21 protein-coding genes and 1 riboswitch are annotated in these 20,186 nt (G+C 48.8%); of the genes, 18 read left to right on the forward strand and 3 right to left on the reverse strand.

Going from position 1 to position 20,186, the window contains the following annotated elements; genetic code table 11:
* Positions 1-57 precede the first annotated feature (57 nt).
* The 5 genes from liaF to BW931_RS08450 all read left to right on the forward strand — a co-directional run bounded on the left by liaF (position 58) and on the right by BW931_RS08450 (position 4,467).
* A complete protein-coding gene (liaF, locus tag BW931_RS08430) occupies positions 58-762 on the forward strand; it encodes a cell wall-active antibiotics response protein LiaF (RefSeq protein WP_076571524.1) in 705 nt (234 codons plus the stop codon).
* Positions 759-1,757 carry a sensor histidine kinase gene (locus tag BW931_RS08435; protein ID WP_008589346.1) on the forward strand — a complete coding sequence of 333 codons (999 nt, stop codon included), beginning with the start codon at positions 759-761 and terminating at the stop codon, positions 1,755-1,757. Before liaF ends, BW931_RS08435 begins: the two co-directional genes overlap by 4 nt.
* Complete coding sequence (locus BW931_RS08440; RefSeq protein WP_076571525.1) at positions 1,754-2,377, forward strand: response regulator transcription factor; 624 nt, start codon at positions 1,754-1,756, stop codon at positions 2,375-2,377. The genes BW931_RS08435 and BW931_RS08440 overlap by 4 nt, the downstream gene beginning before the upstream one ends.
* Positions 2,378-2,429: 52 nt before the next feature.
* On the forward strand, positions 2,430-3,131 hold the full coding sequence (gene rpiA / locus BW931_RS08445) for a ribose 5-phosphate isomerase A (RefSeq protein ID WP_076571527.1): 702 nt from the start codon (positions 2,430-2,432) through the stop codon (positions 3,129-3,131).
* A 73-nt stretch (positions 3,132-3,204) separates the two neighbouring features.
* Positions 3,205-4,467 carry a polysaccharide deacetylase family protein gene (locus BW931_RS08450; protein ID WP_084193889.1) on the forward strand — a complete coding sequence of 421 codons (1,263 nt, stop codon included), beginning with the start codon at positions 3,205-3,207 and terminating at the stop codon, positions 4,465-4,467.
* Between the two features lie 114 nt (positions 4,468-4,581).
* Here BW931_RS08450 and metX read toward each other — a convergent pair whose 3' ends face one another.
* A complete protein-coding gene (gene metX / locus BW931_RS08455) occupies positions 4,582-5,634 on the reverse strand; it encodes a homoserine O-acetyltransferase MetX (RefSeq protein ID WP_076571532.1) in 1,053 nt (350 codons plus the stop codon).
* Between the two features lie 108 nt (positions 5,635-5,742).
* Positions 5,743-5,853: riboswitch (SAM riboswitch) on the reverse strand.
* A 155-nt stretch (positions 5,854-6,008) separates the two neighbouring features.
* On the opposite strand from metX, the gene BW931_RS08460 reads away from it, so the two are divergent.
* The 12 genes from BW931_RS08460 (at position 6,009) to BW931_RS08510 (ending at position 16,561) form a co-directional block, all read left to right on the forward strand.
* Entirely contained in the window at positions 6,009-6,209 is a 201-nt protein-coding gene (locus BW931_RS08460) for a DUF2188 domain-containing protein (RefSeq protein ID WP_008589353.1), read from the forward strand.
* A gap of 312 nt (positions 6,210-6,521) precedes the next feature.
* Positions 6,522-7,844: an ABC transporter substrate-binding protein gene (locus BW931_RS08465; RefSeq protein WP_076571534.1), complete on the forward strand. Its 1,323-nt coding sequence runs from the start codon at positions 6,522-6,524 to the stop codon at positions 7,842-7,844.
* Positions 7,845-7,944: 100 nt separating this feature from the next.
* Positions 7,945-8,805 carry a carbohydrate ABC transporter permease gene (locus tag BW931_RS08470; protein ID WP_076571537.1) on the forward strand — a complete coding sequence of 287 codons (861 nt, stop codon included), beginning with the start codon at positions 7,945-7,947 and terminating at the stop codon, positions 8,803-8,805.
* Positions 8,805-9,629 (forward strand): carbohydrate ABC transporter permease, encoded by an 825-nt coding sequence (locus BW931_RS08475; RefSeq protein ID WP_076571540.1) that lies wholly within the window; start codon positions 8,805-8,807, stop codon positions 9,627-9,629. The genes BW931_RS08470 and BW931_RS08475 overlap by 1 nt, the downstream gene beginning before the upstream one ends.
* Positions 9,630-9,644: 15 nt before the next feature.
* On the forward strand, positions 9,645-10,667 hold the full coding sequence (locus tag BW931_RS08480) for a LacI family DNA-binding transcriptional regulator (RefSeq protein ID WP_076571543.1): 1,023 nt from the start codon (positions 9,645-9,647) through the stop codon (positions 10,665-10,667).
* A gap of 61 nt (positions 10,668-10,728) precedes the next feature.
* Complete coding sequence (locus BW931_RS08485; protein WP_076571546.1) at positions 10,729-11,448, forward strand: ThuA domain-containing protein; 720 nt, start codon at positions 10,729-10,731, stop codon at positions 11,446-11,448.
* A gap of 35 nt (positions 11,449-11,483) precedes the next feature.
* The gene (locus BW931_RS08490) at positions 11,484-12,515 is read left to right on the forward strand and encodes a Gfo/Idh/MocA family protein (RefSeq protein ID WP_076571549.1); all 1,032 of its coding nucleotides are present in this window, start codon (positions 11,484-11,486) and stop codon (positions 12,513-12,515) included.
* Position 12,516: 1 nt separating this feature from the next.
* Positions 12,517-13,581: a Gfo/Idh/MocA family protein gene (locus BW931_RS08495; RefSeq protein ID WP_076571551.1), complete on the forward strand. Its 1,065-nt coding sequence runs from the start codon at positions 12,517-12,519 to the stop codon at positions 13,579-13,581.
* Positions 13,578-14,546: a sugar phosphate isomerase/epimerase family protein gene (locus tag BW931_RS08500; protein ID WP_008589361.1), complete on the forward strand. Its 969-nt coding sequence runs from the start codon at positions 13,578-13,580 to the stop codon at positions 14,544-14,546. Before BW931_RS08495 ends, BW931_RS08500 begins: the two co-directional genes overlap by 4 nt.
* A gap of 51 nt (positions 14,547-14,597) precedes the next feature.
* Positions 14,598-15,284, forward strand: a complete 687-nt coding sequence (locus tag BW931_RS08505; protein ID WP_008589362.1) for a YesL family protein — start codon at positions 14,598-14,600, stop codon at positions 15,282-15,284.
* The gene (locus BW931_RS13780; protein WP_268794164.1) at positions 15,281-15,406 is read left to right on the forward strand and encodes a hypothetical protein; all 126 of its coding nucleotides are present in this window, start codon (positions 15,281-15,283) and stop codon (positions 15,404-15,406) included. Before BW931_RS08505 ends, BW931_RS13780 begins: the two co-directional genes overlap by 4 nt.
* 12 nt (positions 15,407-15,418) lie before the next feature.
* Positions 15,419-16,561, forward strand: coding sequence for an FAD-dependent oxidoreductase (locus BW931_RS08510; protein ID WP_008589363.1), 1,143 nt, complete (start codon positions 15,419-15,421; stop codon positions 16,559-16,561).
* Between the two features lie 71 nt (positions 16,562-16,632).
* Here the strand turns inward: BW931_RS08510 and BW931_RS08515 are convergent, their stop codons facing one another.
* Together BW931_RS08515 and rarD are read right to left on the reverse strand one after the other, a co-directional pair.
* Positions 16,633-17,487 carry a TetR/AcrR family transcriptional regulator gene (locus BW931_RS08515; RefSeq protein WP_076571554.1) on the reverse strand — a complete coding sequence of 285 codons (855 nt, stop codon included), beginning with the start codon at positions 17,485-17,487 and terminating at the stop codon, positions 16,633-16,635.
* 354 nt (positions 17,488-17,841) lie between these two features.
* Positions 17,842-18,744 carry an EamA family transporter RarD gene (gene rarD, locus BW931_RS08525; protein WP_076571561.1) on the reverse strand — a complete coding sequence of 301 codons (903 nt, stop codon included), beginning with the start codon at positions 18,742-18,744 and terminating at the stop codon, positions 17,842-17,844.
* Positions 18,745-18,972: 228 nt separating this feature from the next.
* Between rarD and BW931_RS08530 the strand changes: the two genes are divergently transcribed.
* Complete coding sequence (locus BW931_RS08530; protein ID WP_076571563.1) at positions 18,973-20,166, forward strand: MFS transporter; 1,194 nt, start codon at positions 18,973-18,975, stop codon at positions 20,164-20,166.
* Positions 20,167-20,186: the final 20 nt, after the last annotated feature.

A 20,186-nucleotide genomic window follows, 5' to 3' on the forward strand; every position in this document is an offset into this window, starting at 1 on the left:
AATATCTCTCCTGTATCGTCCGATACGGGAGAGTATTGTGTAGGGGGGAGGATTATTATGTTTGAGAAAGTGGGAACGAAAACGATTAATAAACTTCTGCTCATTGCTGCGGTACTTCTTATAGCCGAAATCATTCTTTTTGATGGAGGAATTCTCTTTTCCCTGCTGTTCAGCGGTATCCTCGTGTATGTCGGGCACCGTTCCTATGACAGAGCATTCGGGAAGGTAGTGTTCTGGATCGGGCTCGTATCTCTCGTTATGACTATTTTAAGTATGGCCGTCGTCCGCTTCCTCCTTTTTATACTCCTCGTCCTTTTCCTCTATAATTACTTCCAGGCAGGTCGACATCCTGCCCGGCCCGTTTTCTCTCGAGAACCCCCTTCCCCGAAGAAGGAACCGGTAATCAGCCAGAAAATGTGGGGAGATCAGACGACTCCCGAAGCTTACGCCTGGAACGATATCAACGTGCACGGCGGCATCGGTGACAGAACGATAGACCTGAGCCACACCGTACTTCCGGAAAAAGCGGTCATTTCCGTCAGGCATTTGGCGGGTACACTTACAATTTACGTACCGTATGAAACGGAAGTGCTCGTTCATCACAGCGCTCTCATAGGGCGCGCGACTATTTTCGATTACCGGAGTACGCATCTGTGGAACGGAACGGTTCATTATCAGACAGAAGACTACGGATGGAAAGAGCCTGGCGTGCGGATTGTCACTTCTGTTCTGTCGGGAGACCTTGAGGTGAAGCGCATATGAAAAAACACCTTATATTCTACGTGCTGCTGTTTATTTCTTTTTCCGTTCTGCTGACAGGCATTACCTTCCTCACTTTTCCTCCGGAGAACTGGTCGCTGCTGTACAGGAAAGAGGTACTGGATATGCCTTTCCTTCTCGTCCCTGTACTGGCTGGCCTCACCTTTGGTATCGGCACCGGGCTGGCTCAGGGTGTTCAGGAAAAACAGAAGAAGAAACATCTCTACCGGCAGCTCGACTGCCTGGTGCAGGGCATTCCGGTGGATGCTAAGGAGACAGGGGAAGGAGTGCGCGCCCGTCTGGAAGCGATCGAAAGAAAAATGAGCCGGCAGACGGAACTTTCCCGAAAACAGGCATCCGAACGGGCGGACGAAAGGGAAAGAAGTATTCAGGAAGTGGTCACTCAGGAAAGGAGCCGGCTGGCCCGGGAACTGCACGATTCGGTCAGCCAGCAGCTGTTCGCGGCTTCGATGATGATGTCTGCAATCAGTGAGCAGGAAGAAAACAGCAAGCTCCGTATGGTGGAACAAATGATCCACCAGTCCCAACTTGAGATGAGGGCTCTTCTCCTTCATCTGCGGCCTGTCCCGTTAAAAGGAAAAACGCTGAAGGAAGGAACAAAAGACCTTCTTGAGGAACTGACACAGAAAGTCCCTCTTCAGGTGGATAAACAGCTGGAGGAAGTGTCTCTTGAAAAAGGGGAGGAAGATCAGCTGTTCCGTATTCTTCAGGAAGCTGTTTCGAATACGTTGCGTCATGCCGAGGCTGACCATCTTACAGTGCAGCTGCTGCAGAGAGATGACTTCGTTCTGCTCAGGGTTCTGGATGACGGGAAAGGCTTTGATACGGAAAGTGCAGGCACGAATTCCTATGGCCTGGTCAACATGAACGAGCGGGCTCTTGAAGTAGGGGGAGTGTTGAAAATAGTAAGCGTAAAAGATGACGGTACGAGGGTGGAAGTGAAATTACCACGGAAGGGAAGGGAGGAAAAAGTATGATCCGGGTCCTGTTCGTAGATGATCATGAAATGGTCAGAATCGGGGTGTCCGCCTATCTGTCCGCTCAGCCGGATATAGAAGTCGTTGCTGAAGCGGCAAATGGAAAAGAGGGAGTGGAGAAAGCGTTCGAGTACAGACCGGATATTATTCTTATGGATCTCGTCATGGAAGGGATGGACGGCATCGAAGCTACCGGTAAAATCATTTCGGAGTGGCCGGAGGCGAAGATCATTATCGTTACAAGTTTTATCGATGATGAGAAAGTGTACCCTGCGCTTGAGGCGGGAGCAGTGAGTTATCTGTTGAAAACGTCAACGGCCGATGAGATTGCCGGAGCGATAAGAGCTACATACGGAGGGCAGTCGATACTCGAACCGGAAGTCACCGGAAAACTGATGGGCAAAAGAAGTGGAGAACCGCTGCATGAACAGCTGACGAAACGGGAAAAAGAAGTGTTGCTGCTCATGGCGGAAGGCAAAACGAATCAGGAAATTGCAGACCTCCTTTTTATTGCACCCAAAACGGTCAAAGTACACGTCAGCAACGTTCTCGGGAAACTGGAGGTCCAGGATCGTACCCAGGCTGTCGTTTACGCTTTCAGGCATCATTTAATTAAGTGAGCGGATTTTGATATACTTGGAAAGGCATACAATTCTAATGGGAGTGATGGTCATGCAATGGACAAATCAGTTAGCCGGTCAGTTGAACTGGTCCAGAGATATTTCGAACAGAGAAGAGAAACAGCGGGTAGCGGATCAGGTAGCGGGAAAAGTGAAAGATAAGGATGTCATAGGCATCGGTTCCGGCTCCACTGCCTTCCTGGCGCTGCAGGCTATTGCGGAACGCGTGAACGAAGAAGGGCTTGATGTGAAAGGCATACCCACTTCCAAAGAAGCGGAAATAAACTGTGCGGTCTTAGGACTTGCAACTACGACGCTTATAGATTCCCGTCCCGACTGGGGATTTGACGGGGCGGACGAAGTGGACGGCGACCGTCGACTGATCAAAGGTCGCGGAGGAGCTATGCTCCGGGAGAAACTCGTGATGGCCAGCGCGGAAAAGACGTACATTCTTGCAGATAAAAGCAAGATGGTAGAGAGACTCGGAGAGAAGTTCGCTGTGCCGATTGAAGTGGATGCGAGAGCTATTCATCTGGTGGAAACAGGACTCGGAAATTTATCTTCGGTGAAGCGTGTCGAGATGCGGATGGCTGAGAAAAAAGACGGCCCTGTCATTACAGAAGGAGGCAATATCATTCTGGATGTAACCTTTGAAGATATCCCCGCTGACGCGGAAAGTACTCTTAAAGCAATGCCTGGTGTTGTGGAAACAGGACTGTTCATCGGCTATCCGGTAGAAATTCTTACCGTATAAATTCTCTCCCCCTCTTTACAGTTGTGTTACAATGTATCTTGCGATGTAATATTTCAGGATATTGAGGGGAAAAATGAGACGACTAATACTGGGGTTTTTCATATTGATGAGCGGCTGTTCGTTTATGGCTAATGCCGGTGAAGAAAAAGAAAAGGAACCGGTAAAAAAAGAGAATTATGAGAAGTATGAAGCTGATATAGAAACGAAAGTTGAGAAATTCGACAAACTTTCCATTGTGATGCACTACCCGGAAACGCCGAATGACCAGATTGACCAGACGGTACTGGACTACGTGAATGAACAGCGTTCCGACTTCAAAAAAGACAGTTATGAACGCGTAAAGAAAAAAGGGATCTCTGCTGTGCAGGAACTCCACGTCGACTATGACATCGTTTATGAAGACAGCGCTACATATGTAGTTAAGTTCAACGAGACCGTAACGTGGGGAGAGAAGCGTAAGGCTTTTGATGAAACGGTGCTTCATTTTGAGAAATCGAACGGCAAGAAACTTTCGCTTACCCATTTTCTTCGGAGTGAGAATGATTATGAAGAAATCCGGGACCATCTGGAACGCACCTTTGAACGCAAACTATCGGAGAAGGAACTTAACAGCTTTACGTATGAAGGGGACGCTTTCACTTTCTTCGCGGGGAATCAGTCCGTACGGGTGAATAAACAGGAGCACCCGGAGTGGTTCAAAGAAAAGTTCATGAAGAAGCGTTCGGATATGACGGAGAGACCGGGGATTTTTCATACGGAGAAAGAGATCACTGAAATTCCTGTTACCGAAAAAATGTTAGAAGAGTATCCTGTAGCAGTGATGGGAGGCCCCCATCCGAAGAGGACAGAAGAGATCCTCCGGGCGCTGGAGAAGAACGACCGGAAAGCTGTGTTCTTTTTGATCGGCAAACGTGTCGAACGATATCCGGCCGCGGTGGAAGCTATAAAAGAACAGGGGCACGCTGTGGTCGCTCATACATGGAACCAGAGGCTCCCGGGACGTCTCTCGGATAAGAAAGAAAGCGAATACCGGGAACGTTCCGTGAACCTGCTCAGCTCCATTACAGGTCAGCAGGAGGTGCTGGTTTCCGGGGACAGGGTGAGCCCGGAAAAAGCACTCATCAATCGCCCTAACTGGGCCGGGAAGTCCGAGGCGTGGGTGACGGAGCAGCTCGTGAATTCCGCCCGTTCGAACGGGCAGCTTGTCATGAGCGGATTGAATGAAAAAACTCCTGCGTTATTACGGGAAGTACTTCCTGAGCTGAAAGACTCCAGGAGCAGGGAAAAGGAAACAGGCAGGGAAAAGTCCGGAGCAGAACGACTGGCCGGAATGTAATCTTCTAAGGAACAGCACAGAGACCTCAGGCGGCTGCGGCCGGTGGAGGTAATGTGCTGTTTTTTTATTGTCTCCCGGCCTGGCTCTTTTTTGATAACGGATCTTCTGCAGCCGTTAAACACGTAAGTGATATCTGATGAACTCTCCCCACTTATCGAATTCGACAAGGAAGCCGTCGTGACCGAATTCGGTATCGATATGGAAATGCACAGCGTGTGGAGTGAGGAGTGAAAATTCTTCCATGGATTCCTTCGGATATATGAGATCTTTCTCGAAACTCATCGTATAAATATCTGCTCTGTACTGTTGCACCGTATCTTCCATGGCTCCTCTGTTTCTTGTAATATCATGATGGTTCATCGCCTCAAGAAGGTAAAGGTAGCTGTTGGCATCGAACCGTTTTTTAATCTTCTTCCCCTGATGATCCAGATAGGACTGGATATGATAACTTTCTTCGTTCTGCCGGCGGTTGAAGCGCTGGTGAAACAGAGATCTGCTTCTGTAAGTGACCATCCCCGTCATTCTCGCAATTTCAAAACCGTCGAGGTTCTCATTCGATTGATAATTACCATTGTCCCACCGCGGGTCACGTTTTATCGCTTCCGCCCCTATATGGTTGAATGCTATTCCATAATCGCTGAGGGCCGGGGTGGAAGCGAGAATAAACAGCTTATCCATCGCATCCGGGTACATAAGCCCCCACTCATACACCTGCATACCACCGAGTGACCCGCCGAGTACGGCATGTATGTGCGTGAAGCCGAGAACTTCCAGAGCCCTTTTCTGAGCCCGTACTACATCTCTGATTGTTATGGAAGGGAAGTCGAGGCGATAGACCTCTCCATTTTCGGGATTTACGCTCGCAGGCCCCGTAGAACCGTGACAGCCACCAAGCACGTTGAAGGTGACAGTCTGAAACTCTTCTTCCGGGACTATCCCTTCTTTTCCGAATAGACCTCTCCACCATCCGGGCTCTTCTTCCGTACCCACGGTGTACTGATTGCCTGTGAGAGCGTGACATATAAGGAGCAGGGGCGCATTCTGGTTGCCGGATTGCTCATAGGCAAGGGTAACTTCCGGCAGCCGTTCACCTGATTCGCAAATGAACTCCCCGATCGACACTTCTTTATAAACGGTTTCACATGTTCGGATATGATTGACGGACATCTATCTTCCCTCCAGTGGAATTGTATAGGTAATGCGGCCGGGGAGACCGGGCACAGAAAAAGCCCCCTTCTGATAAGTTAAGAAGAGGGCTGATTTATATATTGCCTCCTCTTATCTTCCAGATCAGTAAGATCTGTAGGACGTAGCACCTTTTCAAACTGATGTTTGAAGGTTGCCGGGCTTCACAGGGCCTAATCCCTCAGCCGCTCTTAATAAGAGTCGCACGAACTATTCAATTTAAGCTTATTATGAAGTATAACCACCAGAGGAAAGGTATGTCAACTAATTTTCTGACTATTTGAGATATGTTTGAAGGAAAAAGAGGCGGGGTACAATCAAAAGTATCCGATCATTAAAAGAGGAGTGGATTAATTATGGTAAAAGAATATAGCGTAGTACAAAACAAGGACAAAAACGGCTGGTACATTAAAATCGAAGACATCGCTCCGACGGATTTCTTCGAAGATTTTGATTCCGCAGTCAGCAAAGCCGAAGAAATTGCGAAGAAGAACTCTCCGAGTAAAGTTCTGATTCTCGATCAGGACGATAACGTGCAAGAAGAAAGAAGCTTTTAATTTAATTATGCGTAAAGAGCTGAAGGGTACCCCCTTCGGCTTTTTTTGTATGGAAAAAAATAATATGATACATATTTTTCAGAATACTTATTGTAATATGTTTGTAATCGTGCTAAGATACAGACAATGAAACTGTGCAAACGAATTCACAGTATCGCTTCTGTCACCTGTCCTTTTCTTTACATAGGAGAAGGAGTAATTTATTGGATATTTTTGCAAACGAATGCACAAACTTTTCCGGCGTCCTTTATTTTTTTGTGTAAGTTGTAAGCGGATTCAAAACATCAGAAACAGTAAAAGGGAGTGTATGGAATGAAGAAGAAAAAGTTTTATTCAGGGATTGCTACGGCTCTATTGGCTTCAAGTGTGCTGGCGGGCTGTTCGTTCGGCTCAGGTGAAGAATCTTCCGGCGGAAGTAATGACGGTGGAGGAGAAGGCGGCAACGGCGAAGCGGTTACGGTTGACGTTTTTCAATTCAAAGTGGAATTCAAAGATCAGTTTGAAGAACTTGTATCGATGTATGAAGAAGAGAACCCGGACGTCAATATTAACGTCAAAACCGTCGGTGGCGGTAACGATTACGGTGCTTCACTGAAAACTTCCTTCTCCTCCGGCGAAGAGCCTGACGTCTTCAACGTCGGCGGACCGACGGACGTGGACGAGTACGAAGAATATCTGGCCGACGTTTCGGATACGAAAGCTGCCGAAGCGGCTCTTGAGGGGACGTTGAACGGTGTAAGTCGTGACGATCAGGTTCTCGGACTTCCTTATAACCAGGAAGGCTATGGACTTCTTTACAATAAGAAAGTTTTCGAAGAAGCGGGTATTGATGCTTCCTCGATCAAGACGATGGAAGATCTGAAAGGTGCCGTGGAAACCCTGAATTCCAATAAAGAAGAATTGGGAATCAAAGCGCCGTTCGCTTTCCCCGGCAAAGAACAGTGGGTTATGGGTAACCACCTGGCAAACGCCTACCTGGCGGATGAGTTCAATCACGATGTAATGGAAGCATATGAAGCGGAGACTGTGGAATTCGCAATGGGAGATCAGATGAAAGAGTTCACGGATCTTCAGAGTGAAAATTCCATTCAGCCTGTATTGAGTCTCGATTATTCCCAGCAGGTGGAAGAGCACTTTTCTCTTGGAAACGTAGCGATGATTCAGCAGGGTAACTGGGTGTACAACACGATCGAATCCATGGATCAGGAATTCGCCGAAAACAATGTCGGACTTCTTCCTATTCCGGTGGAAGGTTATGAAGGAAGTATTCCTGTAGGCGTGCCTAACTACTGGGTGGTAAACAAGCAATCCGAAGATGAAGTGGTACAGGCGTCCAAAGATTTCCTCGACTGGATGTACACGTCTGACAAAGGTAAGAAATTCGTAACGGAAGAATTCAAGTTCATTCCTGCTTACGAAGGGTACGAAGACCAGGAAATCGCGGATCCTATTTCCCAGGAAATATACAACTACGCGAAAGAAGGGAATACGCTCGGCTGGGTTTTCCTCGGAGCTCCTACAGCCTGGACGGAAGATGCTCTCGGCGTCGCCATGCAGGAATATCTTGCCGGTGATATAACGTGGGAAGAAGTGGAGAAACAGGCGACTGATGCCTGGGAAGAAGCCAGACAATAAGCAAATAACAGAAGACCGGTAAAGAGCGCTGAACTATAGCGCTCTTATTGGTTACTGAAGGCGACAGAAGAGCTTTTTTACAACTGAGGAGGAACTTATTATGAGAAACAGGAGTTTATCATTCTGGCTTTTTCTGACCCCCGTTATTCTCGGGCTCGGAATTGTTGTGGTCATCCCGTTCGTCTACGGACTGATTTATTCATTTACGGACTGGAACGGATTAACGGCGAACAATTTCGTCGGTCTGGAAAACTACATAAAATTGTTCCAGGAAGATGAGTTCATGAATTCGATCTGGTTCACTATCAAGTTTGCAGTTATCACCGTGCTGCTGCTGAACATATTCGGCCTTGGCCTCGCACTTCTCGTTACGAGAAACATGAAGACGAATAATTTAATGCGGACCATCTTTTTTATGCCGAACCTTATCGGGGGTCTCATACTCGGGTTTATCTGGCAATTTATTTTCATCTCTGTATTTGGTGATATATCCGGAATTACGGGGATTGAAGGTCTGAGCGGCTGGTTATCTACAACGAACACAGGCTTCTGGGGACTTGTAATCCTTACCTCCTGGCAGATGGCCGGGTATATTATGATCATTTATATAGCCTATCTTGAAAACGTGCCGAAAGAGCTGATCGAAGCTTCGAAAATTGACGGGGCAAATGCGGTACAGCGATTCAAAAATGTCATTTTCCCGCTAGTGGCTCCCGCCTTTACGGTCAGTATGTTCCTTACATTATCCATGTCTTTCAAAATTTACGACCAAAACCTGTCACTGACGAATGGAGGACCTTTCAACTCCACGCAGATGGTGGCGATGGAAATCGTACGTACAGCCTTCAGTGACAGGGAGATGGCGTATGCCCAGGCGAAAGCGGTTATTTTCTTCCTCATAGTAGCCGTCATTTCCCTGACACAGGTGTACTACAATAAGAAACGTGAGGTGGACGTGTGATGCAGAAGGATAGAGAGAAACGAAATACAAGACTGCTTGAAATATTCGGCTTATTGCTGGCCCTTTTGTGGCTCTCTCCGTTTTACCTGATGATAGTCAACGCTTTTAAAACGAAGCGTGGAATTTTCGAGGGTGTCCTCGGAATACCGGTTGAATTTACATTTGAAAACTTCGTTAACGCTTTTGCGGAACTTGAATTTCTGAAGTCCCTTTTCAATTCCGTACTTATAACCGGGTTGAGCATTCTGATCATTATTCTTTTCTCCTCCATGGCGGGATATGCTCTTGCGAGGAACAAAAGTAAGCTCTCCGGCATCATCTTTTTCGTATTTGTGGCAGCCATGCTCATTCCGTTCCAGTCTGTTATGATTCCCCTGGTGGCCATTTTCGGTCAGGTGGATATGCTGAACGCTGCCGGTCTTATCTTCATGTATCTCGGATTCGGATGCAGTCTTTCCATTTTCCTTTACCACGGGGCGATGACCGGTATTTCCAAATCCCTGGATGAAGCGGCCATTATAGACGGGGCCAGCCGATTCCAGACATTCTGGTATATTATTTTTCCGCTGTTAAAACCGATTTCCGTAACGGTGGCTATTTTAAATACGATCTGGATCTGGAATGATTACCTGCTTCCCTCGCTCGTACTGAGTGAAGCGAACGCAACGATTCCGCTGAAGATGTTTTACTTCTTCGGTCAGTATACGAAACAGTGGCACCTTGCACTTGCCGGTCTGACTATAGCGATCATCCCGGTCATCATCGGTTATTTCTTTGCCCAGAAACAGATCATTGATGGTGTGTCGGAAGGTGCTGTGAAGTAGAGAGGAGCAGGAACGATGTCTGTTACGATTAAGGATGTAGCGAAGGAAGCGGGAGTCGCTCCTTCGACAGTATCCCGGGTGATTGCGGACAGTCCGCGAATCAGCCAGGTTACGAAGAAAAAAGTGAAAAAAGTCATGGAGGACATGGGCTATCACATGAACTACAACGCCCGCGTGCTTGTGAGGCAGGCTACCCAGAAGATAGGGGTGGTGATGAAACACTCGAGCTCCCATTCTTTTGATAACCCCTTTTTCTCCGAAGTTCTGAGCGGAATCAGTAAGGCATGTCAGGAAAACGATTACAGCCTGAATCTGACGACCGGAGAGTCGGAGGAAGCTATTTTTCGGGACGTTATAAAAATGGTGCAGGGGAAAAGGGTGGATGCGATCGTAGTCCTTTACTCCAAAGAGGACGATCAGGTCGTTCCCTATCTGATGCAGCAGAACTTTCCGTTCGTCATGGTCGGGAAGCCGTTAATGGAGGCATCGAACATAATGTACGTGGATAATGACAACGTGCAGGCTTCGAATGAGGCAACGGATTATCTGATCCAGCTGGGGCATGAGCGGATCGGGATCGTCGGCGGAGAAGCCGATTTCGAAGTGACGAAAGCAAGAGTGGAAGGATATAAAAAAGCGCTCGCTCTCCATGGGTGTCCGCAGAACGCTTCTTACATTAAGTATAGAAAAGACGGAAGCTATGACGGCACCATCATTGCAGAAGAATTGCTCGGGCTCCCGGAACCTCCGACGGCCCTTGTGATCATGGATGACTTTCATGCGCTTTCCATTATTACGGCGCTTAAGGAAGCCGGCGTTTCCGTACCCGGGGATATGAGTGTTATCAGCTTCAACAATACGATTGTCTCCAGGCTCTCAAGTCCATCCCTTACAACGGTGGATACCAATGCAGGTCAGCTTGGCTACTATTCAGCCGACACTCTTATCGAAAAACTGCAGAAGCCCGCAATGATGAATAAAAGTCTGATTATCCCTACGAATATTGTGGAAAGAGAATCGTGCAGGGAACTAAAATAAATTTTTTTAAAGAAAAGTGCAAGCGATTTCGCTTATTGTTGCACAGCAGGAGGTAATGAATATGAACGTACTGATATGGAACGAGTATCGCCACGAAAAGGAAAATCCGGCGGTTTCGGAAATTTATCCGGAAGGGATCCACGGGGCTCTTGCCGATTTTCTGAAAAAAGACGGGCATACTATTACCACGGCCACCCTTGATGAGGAGGAACACGGGCTGAAGAAGGAAGTCCTCGACCGGACGGACGTGCTCGTCTGGTGGGGGCATAAAGCGCACGAAGAAGTTACTGAAGAGGCGGCCGAGAGAGTGAAGCAGAGAGTCCTTGACGGTATGGGACTGGTCGTTCTCCACTCCGCCCACTTCTCGAAAGTATTCCGTAAGCTGATGGGGACCGGGTGTGATCTGAAATGGCGGGAAGCTGACGACAGGGAGCGGATATGGAACGTTGATCCCACCCACCCTATTGCAGAAGGAATCGGTCAGTATTTTGAAATAGAAAAAGAGGAGATGTACGGGGAACACTTCGATATTCCGGCTCCGGATGAACTTATTTTCCTCAGCTGGTTTGAAGGCGGCGAGGTTTTCAGAAGCGGTGCTACGTTCAAACGCGGCAACGGTAAGATATTCTATTTCCGTCCCGGGCATGAAACATATCCGACTTATTATCATGAAGACGTACAGACGGTGATCCGTAACGGTATCCGCTGGGCGCAGAATACGAACGGTCCGAAGCACCAGTACGGGAACGCTGCCCCGATTGAGCGCATCTCCAAAAAATAAAAGCATATAAAATTTCTGAAGGGAGCGGTTGATTCATGACATTAAAAACGGCAATTGTCGGTTGTGGCAGTATCGCCCAGCACCGGCATTTAGTGGAGTATAGAAATAATGAAGAGACGGATATTACTGCAGTCTGTGACATTGTAGAAGAGCGGGCTGCCATCGCGGGTCAGATTTACGATGCCAAGACGTATACGGATTATGAAGAACTGTTCCAGAAAGAAGAAGTGGACATTGTAAGTATCTGCCTTCCGAACCATTTACATGCTTCCGTATCTATTGCAGCCCTGGAAGCAGGGGCTCACGTTTTATGTGAGAAGCCGATGGCTACAAGTACGGAAGAAGCGGAGCGAATGATCAGTGCGGCTGAGAAGAACGGAAAAAAACTGATGATTGCCCACAACCAGCGATTTGTGAAGTCCCACCGGAAAGCCCGGGAGATTGTCCGTTCGGGGGAACTTGGGAAAATCTACAGTTTCCGGACAACATTCGGTCACGGAGGGCCGGAAGACTGGAGCGTGGATGGGAAGGACAGCTGGTTCTTCAAAAAAGACGAAGCGTTCATCGGAGCGATGGGGGACCTCGGCGTCCATAAGGCGGATCTCATTCGCTATATTCTCGGAGAAGAGTTCACGGACGTAGCCGGTTTTGTTGAAAATAACGCAAAAGATGGTATTACGGTCGATGACAATGCCGTGTGCATGCTCCGTTCGGAATCAGGAATTCTCGGTACCCTGGCAGCAAGCTGGGCTTATAACACCGCCGAAGATAATTCCACGGTGATCTACGCGGAGAAAGGGATGCTCAGAATCGAGGACGACCCGGATTACTCTCTCGTAGCTTCTTATACGAACGGGGATGTAATCAATTTTCAGCTCGGTCAGATCCAGTCCAATGAAAGCGGTGGCCAGACGAATACCGGAGTCATCGATCACTTCGTGGAAAGTGTGCTGAACGATGAAGAGCCGCTGATTGACGGTCATGAAGGGAAAAAATCCCTTGAAATCATTCTCGCAGCCCTGGAGTCCGGGGAAACGGGTAAAATACAGTCGTTAAAGAAGGGGTAATATGAATAAATGGAAAGTGGGAGTGATCGGTACGGGCGGGATAGCGACAGATCGCCACATCCCGGCCCTGCTGTCACTTCCTCATCTGGCTGAAATGATCGCCGTGCAGGATGTGGACAGGGAGCGGGCTTTGAGAGTCGCAAAGGAGTTTGAAGTGCCTCACGTGTGCACGTCTCCGGAGGAACTGCTCGATATCGTCGACGCTGTCATTATCTGTACACCGAATAAATTCCACGCGGAACTGAGTATAAAAGCCCTGAACAAAGGCGTGCACGTCTTGTGCGAAAAGCCGATGGCCATGGACCGGCATGAAGCAGAAGCTATGCTGAGAGCTGCGCAGGAAAATGATAGAACTCTGGCTATCGCCTATCATTATCGTCACACTCCGGAAGGAATTATGGCGAAACGGGTGACGGAAGCGGGAGAACTCGGCAAGCCTCTTGTAGCGAGAGTACAGGCCATGCGCCGGAGAAAGGTGCCGGGGTGGGGAGTGTTTACGGACAAAGACCTGCAGGGTGGCGGAAGCCTTATTGATTTTGGGTGTCATCTGCTGGATTTGTCGCTCTGGCTGCTCGGAAATCCGGAACCGGTGGAAGTGAGCGCCCAGACGTATAACGAGCTGAGCAGAACGCCGGGTCAGGTGAATGACTGGGGAGAAGTGGATCCTGAATCGTTCGAAGTGGATGATCACGTGACAAGTTACATACGTTTTGAAAACGGAGTGACGCTTCAGTTCGAATGCTCCTGGGCCGCAAATATAAAAGAGGATCATACGACTCTCAGCATATCGGGAGTACAGGGGGGGCTGGACGTGTATCCGTTCGAACTGTATCAGTCGAAACACGGTGCCGTGTGGGATGCCACCCCGGTAATGAGAGAAGAAGAGAGCGGATGGGCAGGAAAAAGGCAGATAGCTAATTTTCTTGAAGGCCTGAACGGCGGGGAAAAACTCGCTGTGCATCCTCAGGAGGCACTCCGTGTCACAAAAATTATAGACGCGATGTATGAAAGCAGTCGTACAGGGCAAGCGGTAGTAATGAACAGGCAGGAGGAGGAGTTACGATGAAACTTGGTGTCTTTGCAGTATTATTTTCAGATCTTTCCTTTGAAGAGATGCTCGACAAAGCGAAGGATTCGGGATTGAAGGCAGTGGAGATAGGGACAGGCGGATATCCGGGGGATGCTCACTGTCATGTGGACGAACTGCTTGGAAGTGAGGAGAAGCGCCGGGCTTATCTGGAGGAAGTGAATAAGCGGGGGCTTGAAATCAGTGCTTTCAGCTGCCACGGCAATCCAGTATCACCGGACGAAGCATTCGCATCCCGCTCTCATGAAAGTTTCGTGAAAACTGTGAAACTGGCCGGCCTGATGGGGGTACCTGTAGTAAATACTTTTTCCGGAACGCCGGGAGGTTCTGAGACGGACAAAACGCCGAACTGGCCCGTCACTCCATGGCCGGAGGAATACTCACAAGTGCTGAACTGGCAATGGGAAGAGAAACTCGTTCCTTACTGGAAAGAGCAGGCTGCTCTTGCTGAGAAGCATGGTGTGAAAATAGGGCTTGAACTTCATGCAGGCTTTCTTGTTCATACGCCGCACACGATGCTGAAACTGCGCGAAGCTACTTCTCCGGCTATCGGAGCCAACCTTGATCCGAGTCACCTGTGGTGGCAGGGAATCGATCCGGTTGCCGCTATTAAAATTCTTGGTAAAGAAGGGGCGATCCATCACTTCCATGCCAAAGATACGTATATAGATCAGGAAAATGTGAATATGTACGGTCTCACCGACATGCAGCCGTACGGGGAAGTTCGCAGCCGGGCCTGGAGTTTCCGTTCGGTCGGGTATGGCCACAGCGTGCAGGAGTGGTCCGATATCGTGAGTGCTCTCAGAACGTTCGGTTATGACCACGCGGTGAGTATAGAGCACGAGGACCCGATCATGTCGATCGAAGAAGGTTTCAAAAGAGCAGTGAACAATCTCGACAATGTTATCATCGAAGAACCGCCAGCCGATATGTGGTGGGCCTGAGGCGTAATTCACCGGAGAGTACACGTACTTTAAACAGGGAGGGGAACCATGATGGGAAAACAAACGGGGTTTATGGGCGGTATGTATGCCGTAAGTGAGTGGATAGCAAAATTTTCGTTGACGAACCTGGCCTGGTTTGCCATGAACCTTCCCATTGTCGTCCTCGTTCTAAGTCTTCTTGACGCCCGCGATCAGGGTGAGGTACTCATACTTCTGATACCGATTATCCTGCTCGCTCCGGTGGTCTTTTTCCCGGCTACTGCCGCTTTGTTCGCTAAAGCGAGGGAGTGGGTAAGAAAAGATTATATGGTCGAAAACAAATCGTACTGGAGTTACTACAGGGAAAACTACCTGCAAAGTATTGCGGGAGGGCTGCTGTTCACCCTGCTGTGGGTCATCGTTGCCGTCGATATTTATTATTTTTATGAATCGAGCACGATTCTTACCGGAGTTTTCCTTGTCACTTCCATTTTGCTGTACGTATTTACCGTGAACTTCTTCGCAACAGTCGTACACGTGTCTTTGCCTTTTCGAAAACTGGTGAAGCGGTCTTTCTTCATTACGCTCGGCAGTCCTCTCCTCTTCGGAACGATTGCTGTAACGAACGGCTTCCTTCTGATGGTGAGTGTCTATATGTTTCCGGTGATCATCCCCGTCTTTACGGGAGCAATCGTCGCTTTCCTCAGTTTTTCCGCTTACTATCGTTTTATTATTGCGGTGAAGAAGGAAGAGGAATGAACCGGTCCGTCCCTTTGTGGGGGCGGGCTTTTTTGATGGTGATGCCGGATTGGTTGAATTGTTATTCATTCTATTATACGTTTAAAGAAGAAAGAGACGAAGCGGGAGTGGGGCAGAGATGAAGGAGGAGAAGGATGTCAGATTATGAAGTGATTATCGTAGGAGCAAGAGTGGCAGGAGCCAGTCTCGCTATCAGACTCGGCCAGCTGGGGATACGGACGCTGGTGATTGAAAAAGCCAGCTTTCCGAGCGATACGTTATCGACCCACCTTCTTTCCCATCAGCATTACCTAGACGTACTGGGAGTGAAAGAGAAGGTGGCCGGTCTCGGGCTCAGGGAAATCAGACGGATGCGTACATATATCGGGAAGAGTTTTACAGAAGCAGAAAGAGACGGGGCGACGGTAATTCCGGGACGGGCATCTTTTGACTCCCTGCTTATGGAGGAAGCGACTGCCTTCGAAACGGTGGAGTTCAGGGAGGAGATGCAGGTGCGTCGCCTGCTCTGGACGGATGGAGCGGTTACGGGCGTGGAAATCGTGGACAGAAAGGGGAAGAAAACAGAGCTCACAGCCGGACTGGTAGTCGGAGCCGACGGGCGGAATTCCACCGTCGCGGCGGAAGCGGGAGCTGCCATGTACGATTACACCCCGGCTCAGCGTCCGGTGTTTTACGGATATTACGAAGGTATATCTCCCCTCCCGGACCCGGCGGTGGAGATCTTCCTGGAGGAAGGAAGAATCGGCTTCGTCTTTCCGATGCAGGAAGGGATGGACTGTCTCGGTCTTGAAATCCATCCTGAAGAGTTCAAGTCGTTTGCCCGGGATCCGCAAAACGAGTTTGAAAAAGTATTTAAACGCATGTATGGAATGGAAGCGAGAATGGAGGAGTCCGTGCTTCACGGAAAAGTCATCGGGACGCCCGGGGTTCCAAATTTCTTCAGAGAGCCATACGGCAGAGGCTGGGCTCTTATAGGAGATGCAGCTCACGCCAAAGATCCGAGCACGGGACTCGGAATGAACGATGCTATCTGGCAGGCTCTTCTGCTGGCAGAAGTTATTCAAAAAACGGCAGACGGGGCGTCGTTCGGAGAGGAAATGGAAAAGTACCGCAAAGAACGGGATGAAGTTTTGAAGCCCTCCTACGATTTTACGCTCGGCTACATCAGTACGCTGAGAAGCTGGACGGAGGAGGAACTGGAAGCATTCCGGAAGTGGGCCTCCAACCCGGTGATGGTCAAAAATCAGGTACCTGCTTTTATGGAAATGTTCAAGTGAAGTGAAAAAATCCCCCGTGCTCCGGCAGGAGGTCACGGGATTTTTGAATGGAGAGAAAGACGAATAAAGATTTAACGGGACCTTATCTCCGGATAGGTTTCTTCCACACGGTCTATAATTTCTTCAAATCTGCCGTCTTCCCGAAGGACAGCCGTCATTCCTTTAATGATAGCAGTGCGGGGAGAGGAGGAAGTGAGCTCTTCTTTCAGGATGGTCAGCGCTTCTTTTTCTTCACCGCCGGCTTTCGTTTCTTCCGCCTGTATCAGTTTATGAAGGGCCGATTCGCTGACGCCGAGGAACTCTTCGGGGATGAGGTCCGCCATGTATGCTTTTGTGAGCAGCGGAGTATCCTGATGATAGAGAAAGCCTTCAACGAGGTAGTCGACCCGTCGCAGTAAGGTTTCGGCCAGGTTCCTGAAGTCGAAGCGGGCTCCTTCCATAAGAATCAGTTCCAGATAGGCTTTGTACATCCCTTCGCTTATGATACTTATTTCAAAAGAGAATTCCTCCGCATTTTTACCGTATATGTCAAGGATATGGTTCTGATAGAACTGGTACGATTCATAACGCATCCGGCTGGTGAACGTTTCGATATCTTCGTTGAACGGTATCGTCTGTTCGCGAATCTGCATCTTAATGAAATCCCGGTGGGAGGCTATTTCTTTGAACATTACGGCAAGTTGTGAAACGAACTTCTCGCGCGGATCCGGTTCATTAACACATGCATCCACTTTTGCTTTCATCTGATTATAGTAGTAATCAAACAGGGCAAAAAGCAGTTCGTCTTTGGAAGAAAAGTGAAGGTAAAAAGCTCCCTTGGAGATTCCTGCGTTTTTAGCGATTTCCTGAACGGAAGTCGAGGTGAATCCTTTTTTTGCAAATAATTTGATGGCTGCCTGCATGATGGATATCGATTTTTCGTCCATAGTACATTCTCCTTGGAGTTGCTGATATTTTTCAGTATAACACGGGGCGGAAGGGGTTCGCTTTCGTTCGAACACTTTTCGCTCGTCCTTCCTGCTTCGTTCTGCCGCTTCTAAGCGGAAGGTTTCACTTTTCGAGGGCCAGCTCCACCTTCCAGAAGCTCATGCCCGAAGCAGTATGTCCGGGAAAGGAAAACCGCCTTTCGCTCGTCCTTCCTGCTTCGTTCTGCCGCTTCTAAGCGGAAGGTTTCACTTTTCGAGGGCCAGTTCCACCTTCCAGAAGCTCGTGCCCGAAGCAGTATGTCCGGGAAAGGAAAACCGCCTTTCGCTCGTCCTTCCTGCTTCGTTCTGCCGCTTCTAAACGGAAGGTTTCACTTTTCTATGGCCAGTTTTTTTGAATCTTTCTACGGTATATAAAAGCAGTCCTGTCCAGATGAAAGCGAAAGCTACGGCGTGAACGGATGTGAAAGGTTCGTTATACATAAACACCCCGATCAAAAGCATAAGAGTCGGTGCTATATATTGAAGAAAGCCCACCATGGAGAGTGGTATGCGTTTTGTTCCGCTCGTGAAAAGTAACAGAGGTATGGCTGTCACTGCTCCTGCGCTGAATACGAGCAGGGAATTCGAGGAGAACCACGTCACCTCTCCGGGGAACCCGGAAGCAGGAATCAGGTAAACCAGAGCAAGAGGCGTCACGATTGCTGTTTCCACCGTCAGACCGAAAATGGCCGGGATGGCCGCCATTTTCTTCAGAAGTCCATATACTGCGAAACTCATCGCAAGAGCGACGGACACCCACGGGAATGCTCCAACGTTAACGGTCATATAAGCCACTCCCGCACCGGCGAGAAGGAAAGAGAACCACTGGGCTTTCGTGAAAGTTTCCTTCATTACGAGCATACTGAAAAAGATGCTGATCAGAGGGTTGATATAGTAGCCGAGACTTGCCTGAACCACATGCCCGCTGTTTACAGCCCAGATGAAGATGAACCAGTTCAGGCTGATGGCGAAGGACGCCAGAATAATGCCGATAAGCGATTTTTTATCATTCCATAGCGTCCGTACACTCTGGAAAAAGTCTTTCTGTTTGCGGAGAACGATAACGATTCCAACCATGAATACGAGTGCCCACACTATCCGGTGGGCCAGAATTTCGAAAGGGGCTATGTGTTCCAGTGTTTTCCAGTAGATGGGCAGAATACCCCACAGCAGATAAGCGACGATTGTAATGAGTATCCCCTTGTTTTCCTCTTCCATTTTCCCCCTCCTCCCTGAAGACAGTTCCGTCTGTTTCGTTTCGTTTATGCCAGTCCCATTTTAGCGAAATGACGGTAAGAATGGAAGATTATTGCTTCCGGATACCGGGCTCCGGATGAAGAATGGCCGGAGGGATAAATAGACACCACCTTTTGGATATTGTTATAATGGTGGGCGTGCTTACAAATTAGTGTAACTTCAACTGTTAGAAAAAAAGGACGGAGAACGATGAAACAACCTTTGTGGACGAAAAGTTTTTTGAACGTATGTACCAGTAACTTTTTCATATTTCTCGTGTTTTACATACTGTTTGTAACGATGCCGATTTTTTCCATCGAACAGCTGCAGGTGCCTGAGAGCAGAGCCGGGCTCGTAGTCACTGTCTTTCTCCTTTCGGCTATTATTATACGCCCCCTTTCGGGTCACTGGGTGGATGCTATAGGAAGGATGCCGATGCTGATAACGGCTGTCACCATTTTCTTCGTAAGCAGCGGATTCTACTTCTTTGCGGAATCCTTCGGCTGGCTTCTTCTTATCCGGTTTATCCAGGGGATAGGATTCGGTATGGGTACGACTGTTATGGGGGCGCTGGCCGCTGATGTCGTCCCTGATTCGCGTAAGGGTGAAGGAATGGGGTATTTCGCTATGTCCATGAATTTGGCTATGGTGGCCGGTCCCTTTGTCGGACTCACCCTTATCCAGTCGTACACGTATACGACGCTTTTTGCAGTCTGCACGTTATTCGCCGGTCTGGCATTCGCCACCGGGTTATTTATCCGCGTCCCGAAACTCCCTGAGGCGGACAGACCACAAAGTCTTATGCCGGGGGTGAACGGTCTTCTCGAAAAGTCGGTGCTTCCGGTGGCTCTGACCGGGGCGTTCATCGCTCTGGCCTACTCGAGTGTATTGTCGTTTGTTTCCGTACATGCTAAAAACATCGGGCTGGAAGAAGCGGCAAGCTACTTCTTCGTCGTTTATGCCGTAGTACTGCTTCTGTCACGGCCGTTTACCGGAAAATGGTTTGATCAGTATGGCGAAAACATTATCGTTATTCCGGCGATTTTCATCTTCAGTATAGGGATGTATCTGCTCGGATCAGCACAGACGGCTTTCGTCCTGCTGGCAGCCGGTGGTCTGATTGGACTGGGCTACGGCACACTTGTACCGAGCATGCAGACCATCGCTCTGCAAAAGGTTCCGAAACGCGCCGGAGCGGCAACGGCGACCTTTTTCACTATTTTTGATATCGGCATCGGCTCCGGATCTTTTCTTGTAGGGATTGTTGCAGAATCCGTAGGCTTTCGCAGTCTTTACGTGAACAGCTCCATTTTCATCGTACTTATTGTCGGTGTTTACATACTGCTGCACGGAAGATTTCAGCGCGGGAAACACAAAAAGAGTGTACAGTCCCGTGTGGTTTAAATATAATGGTCGAGGGAAAA

This window comes from Salimicrobium salexigens, assembly GCF_900156705.1.
Taxonomy (GTDB): Bacteria; Bacillota; Bacilli; order Bacillales; family Halobacillaceae; genus Salimicrobium; species Salimicrobium album.

Excerpts from the sequence above, each read along its gene's own strand:
- BW931_RS08470 (WP_076571537.1), top strand. The coding sequence starts at position 7,945 with ATGAGAAACAGGAGTTTATCATTCTGGCTTTTTCTGACCCCCGTTATT.
- BW931_RS08440 (WP_076571525.1), top strand. The coding sequence starts at position 1,754 with ATGATCCGGGTCCTGTTCGTAGATGATCATGAAATGGTCAGAATCGGG.
- BW931_RS08530 (WP_076571563.1), top strand. The coding sequence starts at position 18,973 with ATGAAACAACCTTTGTGGACGAAAAGTTTTTTGAACGTATGTACCAGT.
- BW931_RS08460 (WP_008589353.1), top strand. The coding sequence starts at position 6,009 with ATGGTAAAAGAATATAGCGTAGTACAAAACAAGGACAAAAACGGCTGG.
- rarD (WP_076571561.1), bottom strand. The coding sequence starts at position 18,744 with ATGGAAGAGGAAAACAAGGGGATACTCATTACAATCGTCGCTTATCTG.
- BW931_RS08475 (WP_076571540.1), top strand. The coding sequence starts at position 8,805 with ATGCAGAAGGATAGAGAGAAACGAAATACAAGACTGCTTGAAATATTC.
- BW931_RS08500 (WP_008589361.1), top strand. The coding sequence starts at position 13,578 with ATGAAACTTGGTGTCTTTGCAGTATTATTTTCAGATCTTTCCTTTGAA.
- BW931_RS08490 (WP_076571549.1), top strand. The coding sequence starts at position 11,484 with ATGACATTAAAAACGGCAATTGTCGGTTGTGGCAGTATCGCCCAGCAC.
- metX (WP_076571532.1), bottom strand. The coding sequence starts at position 5,634 with ATGTCCGTCAATCATATCCGAACATGTGAAACCGTTTATAAAGAAGTG.
- BW931_RS08465 (WP_076571534.1), top strand. The coding sequence starts at position 6,522 with ATGAAGAAGAAAAAGTTTTATTCAGGGATTGCTACGGCTCTATTGGCT.
- BW931_RS08480 (WP_076571543.1), top strand. The coding sequence starts at position 9,645 with ATGTCTGTTACGATTAAGGATGTAGCGAAGGAAGCGGGAGTCGCTCCT.
- BW931_RS08510 (WP_008589363.1), top strand. The coding sequence starts at position 15,419 with ATGTCAGATTATGAAGTGATTATCGTAGGAGCAAGAGTGGCAGGAGCC.
- BW931_RS08495 (WP_076571551.1), top strand. The coding sequence starts at position 12,517 with ATGAATAAATGGAAAGTGGGAGTGATCGGTACGGGCGGGATAGCGACA.
- liaF (WP_076571524.1), top strand. The coding sequence starts at position 58 with ATGTTTGAGAAAGTGGGAACGAAAACGATTAATAAACTTCTGCTCATT.
- BW931_RS08505 (WP_008589362.1), top strand. The coding sequence starts at position 14,598 with ATGGGAAAACAAACGGGGTTTATGGGCGGTATGTATGCCGTAAGTGAG.
- BW931_RS08435 (WP_008589346.1), top strand. The coding sequence starts at position 759 with ATGAAAAAACACCTTATATTCTACGTGCTGCTGTTTATTTCTTTTTCC.
- rpiA (WP_076571527.1), top strand. The coding sequence starts at position 2,430 with ATGCAATGGACAAATCAGTTAGCCGGTCAGTTGAACTGGTCCAGAGAT.
- BW931_RS13780 (WP_268794164.1), top strand. The coding sequence starts at position 15,281 with ATGAACCGGTCCGTCCCTTTGTGGGGGCGGGCTTTTTTGATGGTGATG.
- BW931_RS08515 (WP_076571554.1), bottom strand. The coding sequence starts at position 17,487 with ATGGACGAAAAATCGATATCCATCATGCAGGCAGCCATCAAATTATTT.
- BW931_RS08450 (WP_084193889.1), top strand. The coding sequence starts at position 3,205 with ATGAGACGACTAATACTGGGGTTTTTCATATTGATGAGCGGCTGTTCG.
- BW931_RS08485 (WP_076571546.1), top strand. The coding sequence starts at position 10,729 with ATGAACGTACTGATATGGAACGAGTATCGCCACGAAAAGGAAAATCCG.